We start from the raw sequence: 14,472 nt of genomic DNA, 5'->3' as shown, positions 1-14,472 counted from the left end.
CGGAGTCAAATAAGTACTGGCAGCGGAACACGAGGGGGAGTCACCGGCGTTTGCTGTCGACGAACGGAGCAGTGATCGATCGGATCGAACGAGCCGCCGGTCGACCGAGAGGGTCGAATCGTCAGTCCACGGCGGTATCGGTCGGTCCACCGGCGTCGGCCCCGTCAGGGGCGTCGCCCACGTCGCGGTGATCGGCGGGGAACCAGGCGAGTTCGTGGTCGGCGGTGACGCGAACGGCGACGCGTTCGTCCAGATCGATCCGATCGGAGTGGTTGTGCATGCACTCGATCGTCTCGCCGGAGTCCAGTTCCACCCGGTAGAGGACGGTCGGACCGAGATACCGCCGGTAGACGACGCGGCCGTTGGCCTCGCGCTCGTCGGCCGGATAGGCGGTCACGTCGTCCGGGCGGAGGAGCAGATCGATTTCGCTGCCGTCGTACTGCTGGGCGAGGCCGTTGACGTCGTCCCGGAGGACGCGACCGACGGCGGTCCGAACGGAGTCGCCTTCGACCGATCCCGAGAGGAAACTCGCGTGGCCGAGGAAGCCGGCGACGAATCGGGATTTCGGATCCTGGAAGACCCGTTCGGGAACGTCGACCTGTTCGATGTTGCCGTCGTGCATGACGGCGACCCGATCGGAAATCGAGAGGGCCTCCTCCTGGTCGTGAGTCACCGAGATGGCGGTCACGCCGGCCTCCTTGATTATTCGGCGAACCTCCTCGCGCATCTCGACGCGAAGGTCGACGTCAAGATTCGAGAACGGTTCGTCGAGCAACAGCATCTCCGGCTCCGGGGCGAGCGAACGGGCGAGCGCGATCCGTTGCTGTTGCCCGCCGGAGAGTTCGTCGGGATAGTGGTCGCCGTGGCTCTCGAGGCCGACCAGCTCGAGTAACTCCTCGACGCGGGCGTCGCGTTTCTCCGCTGGCCAGTCATCGAGGCCGAACGCGACGTTCTCACGGGCGGTGAGGTGCGGAAAGAGGGCGAACTCCTGAAAGACGACCCCGACGCCGCGTTCCTCGGGCGGGACGAACCGTCCGTTCCCGGCGACGTCGTCGTCCTGCAGTCGGATGCGTCCGTGGGTCGGTTCCTCGAGGCCGGCGATCAGCCGGAGCGTCGTCGTCTTGCCACAGCCCGAGGGGCCGAGCAGCGTGAGAATCTCACCATCGTGGACGGACAGGGATAGCTCGGAGATAACCGCCTCGTTGCCGAACTCCTTCGCGACGTCCTCGAGTTCGAGGACGACGTCGCCGCTTTCGTCGGCCTCCTGGCGCGGTTCCTCGGTCGTCGTCAGTAGTTGTCCGTTCGCCATGGTCGGCTCCCCGGCGTCCGCCGGCGTCTAGTGGCTTTAGGCACGCCTAAAACACTTATAGCTGCCGGTCCATTCCCATCGGGCTGGAACTCAGAGTTCGACGCCGCTCGGGATCAGGCTGTGCTGGCGCAGGAGGCTGCCGTCTTCGTCGTAGACCAGAAAGGTGCGTTTGTCGTAGGTGACGAACGGCTCCGGCTCGTCCTCGAGGGTGATCTCGACCTCGTATCGGCCTTCGTCGTCGCTGGTTCGCTCGCCGTAGCCACGGGCGGCCGAGATGAACTGGAGGACGTCGTCGGCGTCCTCGTTGAGTTCGAGGATGAACTCACCGGTGATGCGGTTGGTGACGCTGACCACGCCCGCCGTGGCGTCGTCGAGAGGGTCCTGGAGTCGCAGTGCGACGTCGGTCTCGCCGGCGTCGAGGACCTCGCCGTCGGGACCGGTCAGGCGCTCGCGGAGCATCGTCGACGGACCGGTGAACTCGATCGATACCGAGGGTTTTCTCGGTTCGTCGTCGGTCTCGACCCAGCCGACGTTGTCGACGACCAGCGTGAAGTGCTCGCGCCTCATTCCGTACACAGCGGTTAGTGCTCCCACCGTATCAACGTAACGCACGAACTGTCGAACGACTGTGCTATCGTTGCCGCTGAAAGGCATTGTACACCTCGCTCGCGAGCCGGTGTATATCGTCTCAGGTGTTCCGTTGTTCGACGCGGCCGCCCCGGAAACGTCCAGTCCGCCCTCGTCGCTCGGCCCACTCATTTAAGGCACCGCGTCCCCGATATGCCGGAAGAACTCGCGTACGTTCGGTGTGTTTCGATGACTGACCACGACGAGCGGGAGACGAACGACGCACTGGGGGACGTCGGGGTGACGGAGACGCCCGACGGGGCGTCGGCCGACGGTGACGAGGAGTCACGGGACCGCGATGAACCGGAATCCGACTCCGTCGCGGACGGGCCGTCGGCCTCCGCGTTCGACCGAATCCGTCGCCGGTTCCGGCGCGTCGTCGAGGCGGTCCGCGGATCGCGGATCGACCTCGTCGCGTACGATCCGTCCGTCCACGGCCCGTTGATCGAGTTCGACGGCATCGACGGCCTCGAGGAAGTGGATCGCTACTGGGTCAACGCGCCGTTCGCGTTCGTCACTATCGGCTACGACGCCGAGAACAACCACTACCGGTACGACGTCGTCGAGCCGTCGCTCCGCCCAGACGAACGTACCCTCCTCGAGACGCTCTCCGAGGACGTCCGCGACCCGCTGTTGTACCGCGACGAGGGCCGCGACGACGTCGAGGACCTCCTCCGGGAGACCGTCCACGAGTACCTCGAGCGGTACGGCGCGGACGTCGACGTGGCAACGTTCTACCGCCTCTTCTACTACGTCTACCGGGACTTCCGCGGCTACGGACGTCTCGATCCGATCATGCACGATCCGCACGTCGAGGACGTCTCCTGTGACGGCTACGATCTGCCGATCTTCGTCTACCACGACGAGTACACCGACGTCGAGACCAACGTCGTCTTCGACGCGGACGAACTCGATCGGTTCGTCGTTCGGCTCGCCCAGCAGTCGGGCCAACACATTTCGATCGGCGATCCGATGGTCGAGACGACGCTGCCCGACGGGTCGCGGGCCGAACTCGCCCTCGGAAAGGAAGTCACCCCGCGGGGATCAGCCTTTACCGTCCGCAAGTACGCCGACGAGCCCTTTACCCCGATCGACCTTCTCGAGTACGGCACGTTCAGCGTCGAGCAGATGGCCTACCTCTGGCTCGCGATCGAACACAACAAGAGCCTGCTGTTCGCGGGCGGAACGGCCAGCGGGAAGACGACGAGCATGAACGCCATCTCGATGTTCATCCCGCCGCGGGCGAAGGTGTTGACCATCGAGGACACCCGGGAACTCCAGTTGTACCACGACAACTGGCTCTCGTCGGTCACGCGCGAACACACCCACGACGGGACCGACATCACCATGTACGACCTCCTCCGGTCGGCGCTGCGTCATCGCCCCGAGTACATCGTCGTCGGCGAGGTCCGCGGCGAGGAGGCGATCACCCTCTTCCAGGCGATGAACACCGGCCACACGACCTACTCGACCATGCACGCCGACTCGGTCCAGACGGTGATCAACCGCCTCGAGAACGAGCCGATCAACGTTCCGCGGCCGATGGTCCAGAGTCTGGACATCCTCTCGGTCCAGACGCTCACCCGGCTCGAGGACAGTCGCGTCCGCCGGAACCGGGTGCTCGCCGAGATCGAAGGGATCGACCAGCGAACCGGCGAACTCGACTACTCGACGGCGTTCACCTGGGAGAGCGAGTCCGACGCGTTCCGATCCCACGGCAGCCACGTCCTGGAGGAGATCCGGGATGACCGCGGCTGGAGCCAGACCGAACTCCTGGCGGAACTCCAGCAACGCCAGCGGTTCCTCCAGTATCTGCGGGACAACGACATCTCGGACTACCGGCGGTTCACCGCGATGGTCAACGAGTACTACGCCGACACGGACGCCGTGCTCGAGTTGCTCGAGGACGAGGGAGACGACGACCCGGGTTCCGATCCGGTGTACGACCCGCTGATCGACGGCTCCGCTGGCGAGTCGGACCTCGGGAGTCCGACGCGTGACCCATGACCGGCCCGTTCGCACCCGGAGTGGCGGTGACGACGGTCGTGCCGCTGCTCGTCGCCGTCCTGCTCTGTCTGCCGATCGGCCTCGCCATCGTCTCCCGCCGAGTCGACCGCGTCCTCGCTCGCGTCGCGATCCGGGCGTTCGGCGGTTACATCGACGAGTTCAGAAGCGAACACCCGGATCGTCAGCGTGCCCTCCGTGCTGGTCAGTTTCCGACGACCTACCGCGAGTACGGCTCGCGGACGATGTTGTACGCCGCCGTCGCCGCCATCGCGGGGTCGATCCTCGGACTGTACCTCATCTGGGGGCTACTCTACGTCCTCTCGATCGATCCCGAGACGATGCGGGCGGCCCTGCCCGGCGCGCTCGAGTTCCTCGCGAACCTCGGCGGGTTGCCGGCGCTGTCGGCCTGGGAACTGTTCGGACTCGTCGCGGTCGCCTGTTTCACGCTCGGTGCGATCACCGGGACGGTGACCTACTGGCTACGGTGGTACTATCCCTCCTACGTCGCCGACGCGCGAAAACGACAGATCGAGGCGGCGCTGCCCTCGACCATCGCGTTCGTCTACGCGCTCTCGCGAAGCGGGATGGCGATCCCCGACGTGATCAGGATCGTCGCCCGGCAGGAGGACACCTACGGCGAGGCGGCGACCGAGTTCCGGGTCGCCGTCCGACAGATGGACACCTTCGGCGTCGACGTCGTGACGGCGCTTCAGGAGATGGGACGGCGCTCCCCGAGTTCCCAGTTCGGGGAGTTCACCGAGAACCTCGTGAGCGTCCTCCAGAGCGGACAGCGCCTGTCGGACTTCCTCGAGCGCCAGTACCACGAGTACCAGGACGAAGCCGAATCCCAGCAGGAACGGACGCTCGGACTGCTTGGTACCCTCGCGGAGGCGTACGTGACCGTCCTCGTCGCCGGTCCGCTCTTTCTGATCACGATCCTGTTCGTCATCGGCATCTCCGTCGGCGGAACCATCGGTCCGATGCGAGCGCTGATCTACGGCGTCTTACCGCTTGGAAACCTCGTCTTCGTGATCTACCTGAGTACCGTAACCGAATCGCTGATCCCCGGACAGACCTCCCCGGAGAGACCGGAGACGATCGTTCCCGACACCCGGGCCGCGCTGCGCTCGGACGGCGGGGTCGACGCGGCTGCCGCGGCGCGAGGACGGGCCAACGTCGAACGGCTCCGGTACTACCGATCCCTCCAGCGGCTCCGGAACGTCCTCTCGAACCCGCTGTCGACCCTGCTCGAGCGCCCCTCGGTGACGTTCGCGATCACCGTTCCGATCGCGGTGGGGGCCGTCCTCTGGCGGCTGCCGGCGGCGTTCACGGCCGCTGGGTTCGACGTCTCCGCGGTCGACGACGTCGTAGCGGTCGCGGCGCTGTTCGTCCTCGGGACGTTCGCCGTCTGTTACGAACTCCACCGGCGGCGGATCGACGCCGTCGAGGCGGCGGTTCCGGATCTGCTCGACCGGCTCGCGAGCATCAACGACGCCGGCACGTCGATCGTCACCTCGATCGACCGGGTTCGCGGCTCCGATCTCGGTCCGCTGAGCGACGAACTCGATCGGGTCTGGGCCGACGTCCGCTGGGGGAGCGACCTCTCGACGGCGCTTCGCCGGTTCGAGTATCGGGTCCGCACGCGGGCCGTCTCCCGCGTCGTCACGCTGTTGACAGAAGCGATGAACGCCAGCGGCAACCTCGCGACGGTCCTCCGGATCGGTGCCCGGCAAGCCGCGGCGGATCGCCGCCTCAAACGCCAGCGGGCGCAGGTGATGGTCGAGTACATGATCGTCGTCTACGTCTCCTACCTCGTGTTCCTGTTCATCGTGACGGTGCTGACGATCTACCTCCTTCCCAACCTCCCCGTCGGCGAGATGGCGGCCGGAACGGCGGACATCTCCGGGCTCGACGGGTTCTCCGGCGACGACCTCGCGATCTACGAGACGCTGTTTTACCACGCGACCCTCGTGCAGGGACTGCTGTCGGGACTGATCGCCGGCCAACTCAGCACGGGCGACGTACGCGCGGGTGCCAAACACGCCGCCGTCATGATCGCCCTCTCGGTGCTGTTGTTCGGCGTCGTCGTCTGATCGGCCGGGGGTCGGCGGGGCCGTTCGAACGCTTTTTGCACGTTCTCCCCGGACCACCGGTGATGGCCGAGGACCCGACCGAGGCGAGCGATCCCGAGGATCCACCTCAGGGGAGCGATCGCACGCGTGCCGCCGTTCGCGAGACGTACGACCGGATCGGTGCCCACTTCGCAGAGACCCGCGAGTACGCCTGGCCCGAAGTCGAGGCGTTCGTCGACCGTCACGGTCCGCGGATCGCGGCGACCGACGATCCGGGCGTCGGGCTCGATCTCGGCTGTGGCAACTGCCGGCACGCCGAACTGCTGACCTCCGTCGACGGCCTCGAGTCCGTCGTCGGCGTCGACGTCAGCCGCGAACTCCTCCGGACGGGACGGAACCGCGCGACCGAACGCGAGTTTGCCGTCGATCTGGTCCAGGGGGATGCGGCGACCCTGCCGCTGGCCACTGACGCCGTCTCCATCGGCGTCTACGTGGCGACCCTCCACCACCTCCCCCGCCCGGAGATACGGCGTGCCAGCCTCGACGAACTCGCCCGCGTCCTCGCGGCCGACGGGCGGGCGCTGGTCAGCGCCTGGTCGACGGCCCACGACCGATTCGACCGGAGCGATGGGTTCGACACCACGCTCGAGTGGACGCTCCCCGGCGGCGAGACGGTCGATCGGTTCTACCACATCTACGACCCCGCGGAGTTCGAGCGCGAACTCGAAGCCAGCGACCTGCAGTTGCTCGAGTGGGAACTCTCGAGCGGGAACTGTTACGCGGACGTCGCGGGAGCACCGTGAGCCAATTTGTCAACCCTCCGAATGAAGGGCATTCTTACCATAGGTTATTTACAACGGTTTTGAACTATTCTCGTGCAAATTTCCCCAGTTAGAAAATAAAATAAATAGAATGAACGGCGATCAAACGTCTGAAACGTTTCCCGCTTTTATGGAGCTCTCTCGTCCAGCCCCGGATGCGCTATGACGCGCTTTACGCGACGTTCCGCGCTGAAGATCGCAGGCGCATCGCTTGCCGCAGTGACGGTTCCCGCGACCGCGGCCGCCGACGAAGCGGTTGACTGGACGGTCGTGGAGTCCCCCCTCGACAGCACCCTTCACGACGTCGCGCACACGGCCACGAACGCACACGCCGTCGCGAGCGGCGGACTCGTGATCGAACGCACCGACGCTGGCTGGGAGGTCGTCCTGCAGGGTGGCCCCACCGGGAACGGGAACGACCTCTTGGGCGTCGACACTACCGACGACGGCAACCGGCTCTGGATCGTCGGTGCCAGCGGCGCAATCGGCGAGTACGACGTCGTCACGGGCAACCTCGTCGACCGCTCGGCCCCCAACGACCACACCGCGAACTTCAACGACGTCGCCGTCACCGGCCCCGCGGGTGACGCGGACGTTTACGTTGCCGACGACTCCGGTGCCGTCCACTACAGCTTCGACAACGGTGAAGAAGGCACCTGGGAGTACGAGGTCCCCGGCAGCGGCTCCGGCCTCACCGGGATCGAGTTCTACGACGACCGCTCCGGCCACGCCATCGACACGAACGGCCGCGTCTACGCCACCGACGACGGCGTCACGTGGAACCCAATCGGCATCGAAGACGCCGGCGTCACGTTCTACGGCCTCGACAGCGACGCCGCCGACGACGTCTGGGTCTCGGGCGGCAACGCCTCCGTCTTCGCGTACGACGGTAGCGCGTGGACGCCCGAGAGCCTCGGCGACGCCGAACTCCGGGACATCGAGGTCGAAGACGGTCACGGCTACGCCGTCGGAAGCGGCGGCATCGTCTTCGAACGCGACGACGGGAAGTGGACCCCGAACCGGACGCCCGTCGGCGAGAACCTCCAGGCCATCACCCAGAATGGGGTCGCCGTCGCCGTCGGGTCCGGGGGTGTCGTCCTCGAGCGGTAACCGCCGAGGTGAGCTCCGTCGTCGCCGCGACTAGCCCGCTGTCCGCGAGGTGAAGCGGTCTCGATTGCCCGCACCGATTACCGACTATCCGATTTCGAGTTACTGGCGTTTCGCCCCTTGGTCGCCGTTCTCGTGGGCGACTCCTGCTCGAGTCGGAGAGGCTCGAGGCCTGGCAGGTTCCCTGTGGACGCTCGAGATCGTCGGTCGAACGCCGCCGAGCCGCCCGTTGATTCCGTGCGCCGCGACATCGGCCCGGGCGAGCGAAAATGAGAAGAGTCTTAATGTGGACGGACGGAAAGCAACGTACCGAGCGCGGATGGTCTAGTGGTAGGACCTGAGCCTTCCAAGCTCATGGCCCGGGTTCAAATCCCGGTCCGCGCATTCCTGCGTCGAACGAATCCGTGAGCCCCAGGAATCCTGGCCCGCGTGTTCCTGTCACGAACAATTCGGTGACCATTCGAGGAGCGGACGTCACCTCGAGAGCGCCTCGAACTCCGCCGCACCACACCGACAGCCGCCCTTTTTCCCGATCGGGTGGACGGTGTCGTCGGGAAGAATCCAGGCGGAGTAGACGGCACCGCACTCACGACACCGCCCGGCTACTTTCGGTCGCTCCGCGATCGGTTGTTCGCAGGTTTCGTGTGTCCGTTGGTCGCCTGCCATGTGCGTATAAACGTCTCCCTTGCGGAAGTGGTGAGGGGTTGTATATACCACCCGAGACCGATCACACGGAACCACCGTCGGCAGCACCATCCACGGTTTCCGTGCGAGCGTGATTCAGTGCCGGATCGTCGGATCTAAGCGCAACCCCGGCGATACTGCTCGTCCTCTTCGCCCAGCGTCAACGTGGGAACACTCGTGGTAAGAGCAGTTGCAGGGAGGATCGGACAGTCGAGTAGGGCTTCCACGGCCGTGCAGACGACCCGGCGAACTACGGAGCAGCCTCTCACTCGGCCGCCGGCAGCGTCAGCGAGAACGTCGATCCCTCGCCGGGTTCGGACTCGAGTCGGATCCGACCGCCGTGGCGTTCGACGATACGCCGACACAGCGCCAGTCCGATGCCGGTCCCGGACTGTTCCTCACGGCTGTGCAGGCGCTGGAACACCTCGAACACCCGGTCCTGCTGGTCGGAGGGAATCCCGATCCCCTCGTCGTGAACGGAGAGTTCCCACCGTCGACCCCGGTGTTCGGCGTCGACGTGGACCACCGGCGAGTCGTCGCCGCTGTACTGGATCGCGTTCGACAGCAGGTTCTGGAAGACCTGGCGTAACTGGGTTGGATCGCCCTCGACGCGCGGGAGGTCGGCCGACGTAATCCGGGCGTCGGTCTCCTCGATGCACATCTGGAGGTCCTCCTGAACGTCCTCGAGCAGGTCGTTCAGGTCGACCGGTTCGAGCGGGTCACCCTGGGTATCGATCCGCGAGTACGCGAGCAAGCCGTCGATCATCTCGCGCATCCGCTCGGCCCCGTCGACGGCGAACGCGAGGAACTCCTCGCCGTCCTCGTCGAAGACGTCGTCGTACCGTCGTTCGAGCAGTTGGAGGTAGCTCGTGACCATCCGCAACGGCTCCTGTAAGTCGTGGGAGGCCGCGTAGGCGAACTGCTCGAGGCGTTCGTTCGACTCCTCGAGTTTGCGCTCGTACTCCTTGCGCTCGGTGATGTCCTGGGCGAGGGTCATCCCGCCGAAGACGTTGCCCTCGTGGTCGTCGATGGGGACGACGTGGATGACCCAGTCCCGACCGGCGTACTCGGTTTCGACCGTCTGGGGCCGGCCGTCCGGTCCCGAGTGGAAGGCGGATTCGATCGCCTCGGAGACGTGATCGGGCCAGACGGTTCGGACCGACTCGCCCTCGACGTCGGTGGGTGCGACCGGCAGGTCGTCGAACGCTCGACCGGCCGCGAGTACGTACTCGAGGTCGTCGTCGAACATGGTAACGACGCCGTTGGGGAAGTTTTCGGCGAGCGTCCGGTACTGCTGTTTGGACTCCCTGAGGCGGCGCTCGCGTTCCCGCCGGTCCGTGATGTCTCGTGCGATGGCGACCAGATACTCCCGATCGAGATCGACGTACGTGACGTTCACCTCCGCCGGGTACGTGCTTCCGTCCCGTCGCTCGTGGACGCCCTCGACCGTGATCGATCCCGCGTCGCGTACGGCTTCGACGTGGTCGTGCCACGCCTCGAGGTCCTCGAACCGGCGTTCGATCTCCGGCACCGTCAGATCGGTGAGTTCCTCCCGGTCGTAGCCGAGGCGACGGCTGGCGGTTTCGTTCACGTCGATGAACTGCGCCGTCTCCGGATCGATGACCAGCACGCTGTCGGTCGTGTGATCGAGCAGCGTTCTGAACAGTTCGTGTTCGCGCTCGCGTTGCTTCCGCTCGGTGACGTCCCGGAAGTAGATGGAGAGACCGGATTCGGAGGGATAGGCGTGGACCTCGAACCGGATATCGAGCGGCGGATAGTACGCCTCGAACGACGTCGGCTCCTGGGTCGCCATGGCCTCGCGGTACTCCTCTTCGAAGGTGGTTCCCAGCGCCGGTTCGAACGGGTCCCAGAAGTCCCGTCCGACGAGTCCCTCGTCGTCGGGATCGAGTAACTCGGTGCCGTGATCGTTGACGTAGCTGATCTCCCAGTTTCGATCCAGTCCGATGAACGCGTCCGTGATCCGATCGAACGTCTGCTCGAGTTCCTCCTCGAGCCGTTTCTGCTCGGTGACGTCCTTGAAATAGACGGAGAGACCGCTCTCGGAGGGGTAGATCCGCTCTTCGAACCAGGCCTCGAACGGGGAGTAGTACGTTTCGATCGAGATCGGCTCCTGGGAACCGATCGCCTCGCGATAGTGCGTCTCGAAAGCGGTTCCGACCAGTTCCGGAAATACGGTCCAGATTACCTCGCCGAGGACGTCGTCGCGATCGACGCCCAGGATGGTTTCGGCCCGATCGTTGACGTGGGTAAACGTCCACGACTCGTCGAGCGCGAGAAAACCGTCCGTGACGCGGCCGTAGACCTGTTCGAGTTCGGCTTCCCGTTCCCGCAGTCGATCCTTGGTTCGGACCTTCGAGATGGCCGAGGCGAGGACGTTCGCGACGCTCTGGATGAAGGTCCCGTCGTGGTCCGTGAACTCGCGGCGGTCGGTCGTCCCGACGCTCAGCAGGCCCCACGGGTCGTCGGTCGATCCGATGACGACGCTGATGCCGCTCACCACGTCGTGGTCGGCCGGCAACGTCGATTCGGAGAACCGCGTCTCCGTCCGTAGGTCGTCTACGACGACCGGCGCGTCGGAGCGCAACGCCTGACCCGACCAGGTGTCCGGATCGGTCGGCATCGTCACGGAGTTGCCGCGATCCCCGGGACAGTTCGTGCCCTGTCGAACCACGAGTTCGTCGCCGTCCGATAGCTCACGCACCGTCGCGTGGTCGGCCGCGAGCGTCTCCACGATCGCCGTCGTTGCGTCGTCCATCAGTCGATCGAGGTCGTCGGTCTCGAGCGCTTGCTGGCCGAGTTCGGCGACGACCGCCTGCTGACGGACGCGGGGAGTATCCTCCGGGCCGACGTCCGCGAACGGAGGGCTAGTCATTCGTGGTTTTTAGTCCGGGTACGCGTATAAGGGCTTCTGCGAGGGGATCGCACGCGACGAACCGCCGGCGGAGCGTACGGGCACCCGATTTCGGGTGCGACCGCAGTCCACCCTTGCAGGTCCGGGGCCGACGTATACCGACCCCCGGACCCTACGTGGGCACATGAGCGAGACGAGCACCCGCTACAGCGAGGGCGACGAGGTAGCGACGCCCGACGGTCCCGGCGTCGTCGCCGCCGTCCTGACCGAGGACTTCGAGTTTCCCCAGGGGACGGACGACCTGACGAGCGTCGACGCGAGCGACGACCAGCCCGCCTACGTCGTCGCCCTCGAGGCCGTCGGCTCGGCCGTCTACCGCGCGTCGGCGCTCGAGGCGACCGATCTCGAGGACGGCGAGCCGGAACCAACCGACGGTGACGCCCTCACCGGCGTCGTCGACGAGGACGTCGACGGACTCGACTCCCTCCCGGAGGGCTGGGACCGGGACAGCGTCCTCGCGTACTGGTCGTCCATCGGCGGCTCCTGGGAGGAGTGTACCGAGGACATGACCGACGAGTTCGGGGCGGAACGAGCGCGGGAACACTGTTCGGCCATGAAAGACGAAGTGTTGCGGACTCAGCGGTGGCGAAACCGGTTCTGACCGGACCAGTGGGTTGAGGCGGGTGCAGGCGATCGAACGGCTACTCCTCGAACGGCGACCGGGCCGGCCGATCCCTGAAGTCGATAGTCACGGCAAAGACCAATCCGAGGACGGTTCCGAACAGGAGGTGACCGATCATGCTCTCGACGGCCGTCGCGGGGAAGTCGGCCGCCGCTTCGACGCCGAGGGCTTCGAGCCAGACCGGCAGGACGAGTAGTGGAAGGATCGCCCACACCGCCAGCCCGAAGACGAAGCCAGCGCCGACGACGCGCAAGGCGATGCCCGTTCGCGAGAGCGCCTCGGTTTCGGTCGAGGTTGCCACGATACCCAGGATCGGCTCCCGGGTAACCAGGAAGCCAAAGAGCAGTCCGAGGACGACCCCGTGAGCGACGTGGATCGTCCAGCCGACGACGCCGACGGGCTCGAGTCCGTAGATTGCCGGAATCGCCACGGCGAGAATCTCGGGGTCCATGAGCCACATCACGAGGCCGAACGCGGCCGCCGCGATCGCTCCCCCGAGCGCTCCGCCGATCGGCCACCCCCAGCTACTGTCGATCCCGAACGCGGTCGTGGTATCGGCTCCCATAGCAATTGCGCTACCACGAACCCCGGGATAAGGGTTTGTCCCTCCTCGGTTGGGAGGCCGGAGATCCGTCGTACCGGGGACGAGTGCCCCGGATTTTAGTCGCCGCGGGCCGAACCCCGACCGTGGCACTCGAGTTCGAGGTGCTGGGCTGGCCGCCCGACGGACCGAAACTCCGACTCGATTATCGGCGGTTCAGCTACGCCGGCAAGTTCGTCATGACGAACACCGGGAAGGCCGTCGCTCGCGAGGCGGATGCGGGTGAGGAAGACGACGAGGACGGTGACATCGTCGGGGCCATCGCGTTCAACGAGGATCGCACCGACGCGGACGTCCTGTGGCTCCGCTACGTCACCGTCGCCCGCGATCGGCGCGGCGAGGGTATCGGTCCCCGACTCGCCGAACTCGTCCGCGACCGGGCGCTCGAGCGCGGTTACGACCGTCTGCGGATCGCCGTCAACAATCCCTTCGCCTACGAGGCGCTGTACCGGGCCGGCTTCGGCTACACCGGGGAGACGACCGGCATCGCCGAACTGGTGCTCGAGTACCCGCGGCCGGCCGACGACGGGGACGGACGAACGGCGACGGAGCGGTATCAGCGAGGCCTCGAGGAGTTTCGCGAGCGGGACCTGTCCGACGAGGAGGAGTCGTTTCTGGCGTCGCGGCGCGATACTGACCCGCCGACGCCCGCGGAGTGATCGTCGGAAGCCAACGTTTGAAATCCCGACGTTCCCTACTGATCGCCGATGGGAAACGCAGCACTTCGCGACATCGCGGTCATCGAGGAGATCCCCTTCTCGGATGTCGAGGGCGTCGTCGCGGTCGACGCGCACAACTGGCTCTACCGGTACCTGACCACGACCGTCAAGTGGACCGATAGCTCGATCTACACGACCGCCGACGGCACCGAGGTCGCGAACCTCGTCGGCATCGTCCAGGGGCTGCCGAAGTTCTTCGAGAACGACGTCACGCCGGTAATGGTCTTCGACGGCGGCCCCTCGGAGTTGAAGGAAGACGAGATCGAATCCCGCCGGGAGCAACGCCGGAGCTACGAGGAGCAACTCGAGGTGGCCCGCGAGGAGGGCGACGAGGTGGCCATCGCCCAGCTCGAGTCGCGCACGCAGCGGCTGACGCCGACGATCCAGGAGACGAGCCGCGAACTCCTCCGGTTGCTGGACGTCCCCATCGTCGAAGCCCCTGCCGAGGGCGAGGCCCAGGCGGCGCACATGGTTCGACGTGGCGACGCGGACTACGTGGGGTCGGAAGATTACGACGCCCTGCTGTTCGGCGCGCCGCTGACGCTGCGCCAGTTGACCAGCAAGGGCGACCCCGAACTGATGGACCTCGACGCCACCCTGGCACACCACGACCTGACCCTCGAGCAGTTGATCGACGCGGCAATCCTCATCGGCACGGACTTCAACGAGGGCGTCTCGGGGATCGGCCCGAAGACGGCCATCAAAGAGATCACGGAACACGGCGACCTCTGGAGCGTGCTCGAGGCACGCGGCGACAGCGTCGAGTACGGCGACCGCGTCAGGCAACTGTTCCGCGATCCGAACGTGACCGACGAGTACGAGTTCGACGCGACGCTAGATCCGGACCTCGAGGCCGCCCGGGAGTACGTCTGCGAGGAGTGGGCGGTCGACGCGGACGAGGTCGCCCGCGGCTTCGAGCGCATCGAGGAGAGCGTCACCCAGACGGGCCTGGATCGCTGGACCTGACCGCG

At 66.1% G+C, this 14,472-nt stretch carries 12 protein-coding genes and 1 tRNA gene; 8 read left to right on the top strand and 5 right to left on the bottom strand.

Features of this window, described 5'->3' with window-relative positions:
- Positions 1-121 precede the first annotated feature (121 nt).
- Positions 122-1,309, bottom strand: a complete 1,188-nt coding sequence (locus TX79_RS00955; RefSeq protein WP_049925164.1) for an ABC transporter ATP-binding protein — start codon at positions 1,307-1,309, stop codon at positions 122-124.
- 90 nt (positions 1,310-1,399) lie between these two features.
- The gene (locus tag TX79_RS00950; protein WP_049925162.1) at positions 1,400-1,876 is read right to left on the bottom strand and encodes a DUF5793 family protein; all 477 of its coding nucleotides are present in this window, start codon (positions 1,874-1,876) and stop codon (positions 1,400-1,402) included.
- Between the two features lie 249 nt (positions 1,877-2,125).
- Here TX79_RS00950 and TX79_RS00945 point away from each other — a divergent pair, with 249 nt between their 5' ends.
- From TX79_RS00945 to TX79_RS00925, 5 genes are all read left to right on the top strand, one after another.
- Positions 2,126-3,943: a type II/IV secretion system ATPase subunit gene (locus TX79_RS00945; RefSeq protein ID WP_081655583.1), complete on the top strand. Its 1,818-nt coding sequence runs from the start codon at positions 2,126-2,128 to the stop codon at positions 3,941-3,943.
- On the top strand, positions 3,940-6,036 hold the full coding sequence (locus TX79_RS00940) for a type II secretion system F family protein (RefSeq protein WP_049925160.1): 2,097 nt from the start codon (positions 3,940-3,942) through the stop codon (positions 6,034-6,036). Before TX79_RS00945 ends, TX79_RS00940 begins: the two co-directional genes overlap by 4 nt.
- Before the next feature lie 62 nt (positions 6,037-6,098).
- On the top strand, positions 6,099-6,818 hold the full coding sequence (locus TX79_RS00935; RefSeq protein ID WP_049925159.1) for a class I SAM-dependent methyltransferase: 720 nt from the start codon (positions 6,099-6,101) through the stop codon (positions 6,816-6,818).
- A gap of 180 nt (positions 6,819-6,998) precedes the next feature.
- Complete coding sequence (locus TX79_RS00930) at positions 6,999-7,946, top strand: sialidase family protein (RefSeq protein ID WP_049925157.1); 948 nt, start codon at positions 6,999-7,001, stop codon at positions 7,944-7,946.
- A 310-nt stretch (positions 7,947-8,256) separates the two neighbouring features.
- Positions 8,257-8,327, top strand: a tRNA-Gly gene (locus TX79_RS00925).
- Positions 8,328-8,417: 90 nt separating this feature from the next.
- Here TX79_RS00925 and TX79_RS00920 read toward each other — a convergent pair.
- Entirely contained in the window at positions 8,418-8,609 is a 192-nt protein-coding gene (locus tag TX79_RS00920) for a hypothetical protein (RefSeq protein WP_049925156.1), read from the bottom strand.
- A gap of 283 nt (positions 8,610-8,892) precedes the next feature.
- Positions 8,893-11,520, bottom strand: a complete 2,628-nt coding sequence (locus TX79_RS00915) for a PAS domain S-box protein (protein WP_049925153.1) — start codon at positions 11,518-11,520, stop codon at positions 8,893-8,895.
- 163 nt (positions 11,521-11,683) lie between these two features.
- Between TX79_RS00915 and TX79_RS00910 the strand changes: the two genes are divergently transcribed.
- Positions 11,684-12,160 carry a hypothetical protein gene (locus TX79_RS00910; RefSeq protein WP_049925152.1) on the top strand — a complete coding sequence of 159 codons (477 nt, stop codon included), beginning with the start codon at positions 11,684-11,686 and terminating at the stop codon, positions 12,158-12,160.
- A gap of 40 nt (positions 12,161-12,200) precedes the next feature.
- Here TX79_RS00910 and TX79_RS00905 read toward each other — a convergent pair whose 3' ends face one another.
- Positions 12,201-12,752, bottom strand: coding sequence for a hypothetical protein (locus TX79_RS00905; protein WP_049928221.1), 552 nt, complete (start codon positions 12,750-12,752; stop codon positions 12,201-12,203).
- A 116-nt stretch (positions 12,753-12,868) separates the two neighbouring features.
- Here TX79_RS00905 and TX79_RS00900 point away from each other — a divergent pair, with 116 nt between their 5' ends.
- Complete coding sequence (locus TX79_RS00900; protein WP_049925150.1) at positions 12,869-13,441, top strand: GNAT family N-acetyltransferase; 573 nt, start codon at positions 12,869-12,871, stop codon at positions 13,439-13,441.
- 48 nt (positions 13,442-13,489) lie between these two features.
- Positions 13,490-14,467, top strand: a complete 978-nt coding sequence (fen, locus tag TX79_RS00895) for a flap endonuclease-1 (protein WP_049925149.1) — start codon at positions 13,490-13,492, stop codon at positions 14,465-14,467.
- Positions 14,468-14,472: the final 5 nt, after the last annotated feature.

It is taken from the genome of Halopiger goleimassiliensis, from assembly GCF_000455345.1.
GTDB classification, from domain to species: Archaea; Halobacteriota; Halobacteria; order Halobacteriales; family Natrialbaceae; genus Halopiger_A; species Halopiger_A goleimassiliensis.
The sequence above is the reverse complement of the archived record's forward strand: the minus strand, read 5'-3'. Positions and strand labels throughout refer to the sequence as shown.

Bases quoted from the DNA above. Each gene is read 5' to 3' on its own strand.
- TX79_RS00955 (WP_049925164.1), bottom strand. From the start codon at position 1,309: ATGGCGAACGGACAACTACTGACGACGACCGAGGAACCGCGCCAGGAG.
- TX79_RS00950 (WP_049925162.1), bottom strand. From the start codon at position 1,876: ATGAGGCGCGAGCACTTCACGCTGGTCGTCGACAACGTCGGCTGGGTC.
- TX79_RS00945 (WP_081655583.1), top strand. From the start codon at position 2,126: ATGACTGACCACGACGAGCGGGAGACGAACGACGCACTGGGGGACGTC.
- TX79_RS00940 (WP_049925160.1), top strand. From the start codon at position 3,940: ATGACCGGCCCGTTCGCACCCGGAGTGGCGGTGACGACGGTCGTGCCG.
- TX79_RS00935 (WP_049925159.1), top strand. From the start codon at position 6,099: ATGGCCGAGGACCCGACCGAGGCGAGCGATCCCGAGGATCCACCTCAG.
- TX79_RS00930 (WP_049925157.1), top strand. From the start codon at position 6,999: ATGACGCGCTTTACGCGACGTTCCGCGCTGAAGATCGCAGGCGCATCG.
- TX79_RS00920 (WP_049925156.1), bottom strand. From the start codon at position 8,609: ATGGCAGGCGACCAACGGACACACGAAACCTGCGAACAACCGATCGCG.
- TX79_RS00915 (WP_049925153.1), bottom strand. From the start codon at position 11,520: ATGACTAGCCCTCCGTTCGCGGACGTCGGCCCGGAGGATACTCCCCGC.
- TX79_RS00910 (WP_049925152.1), top strand. From the start codon at position 11,684: ATGAGCGAGACGAGCACCCGCTACAGCGAGGGCGACGAGGTAGCGACG.
- fen (WP_049925149.1), top strand. From the start codon at position 13,490: ATGGGAAACGCAGCACTTCGCGACATCGCGGTCATCGAGGAGATCCCC.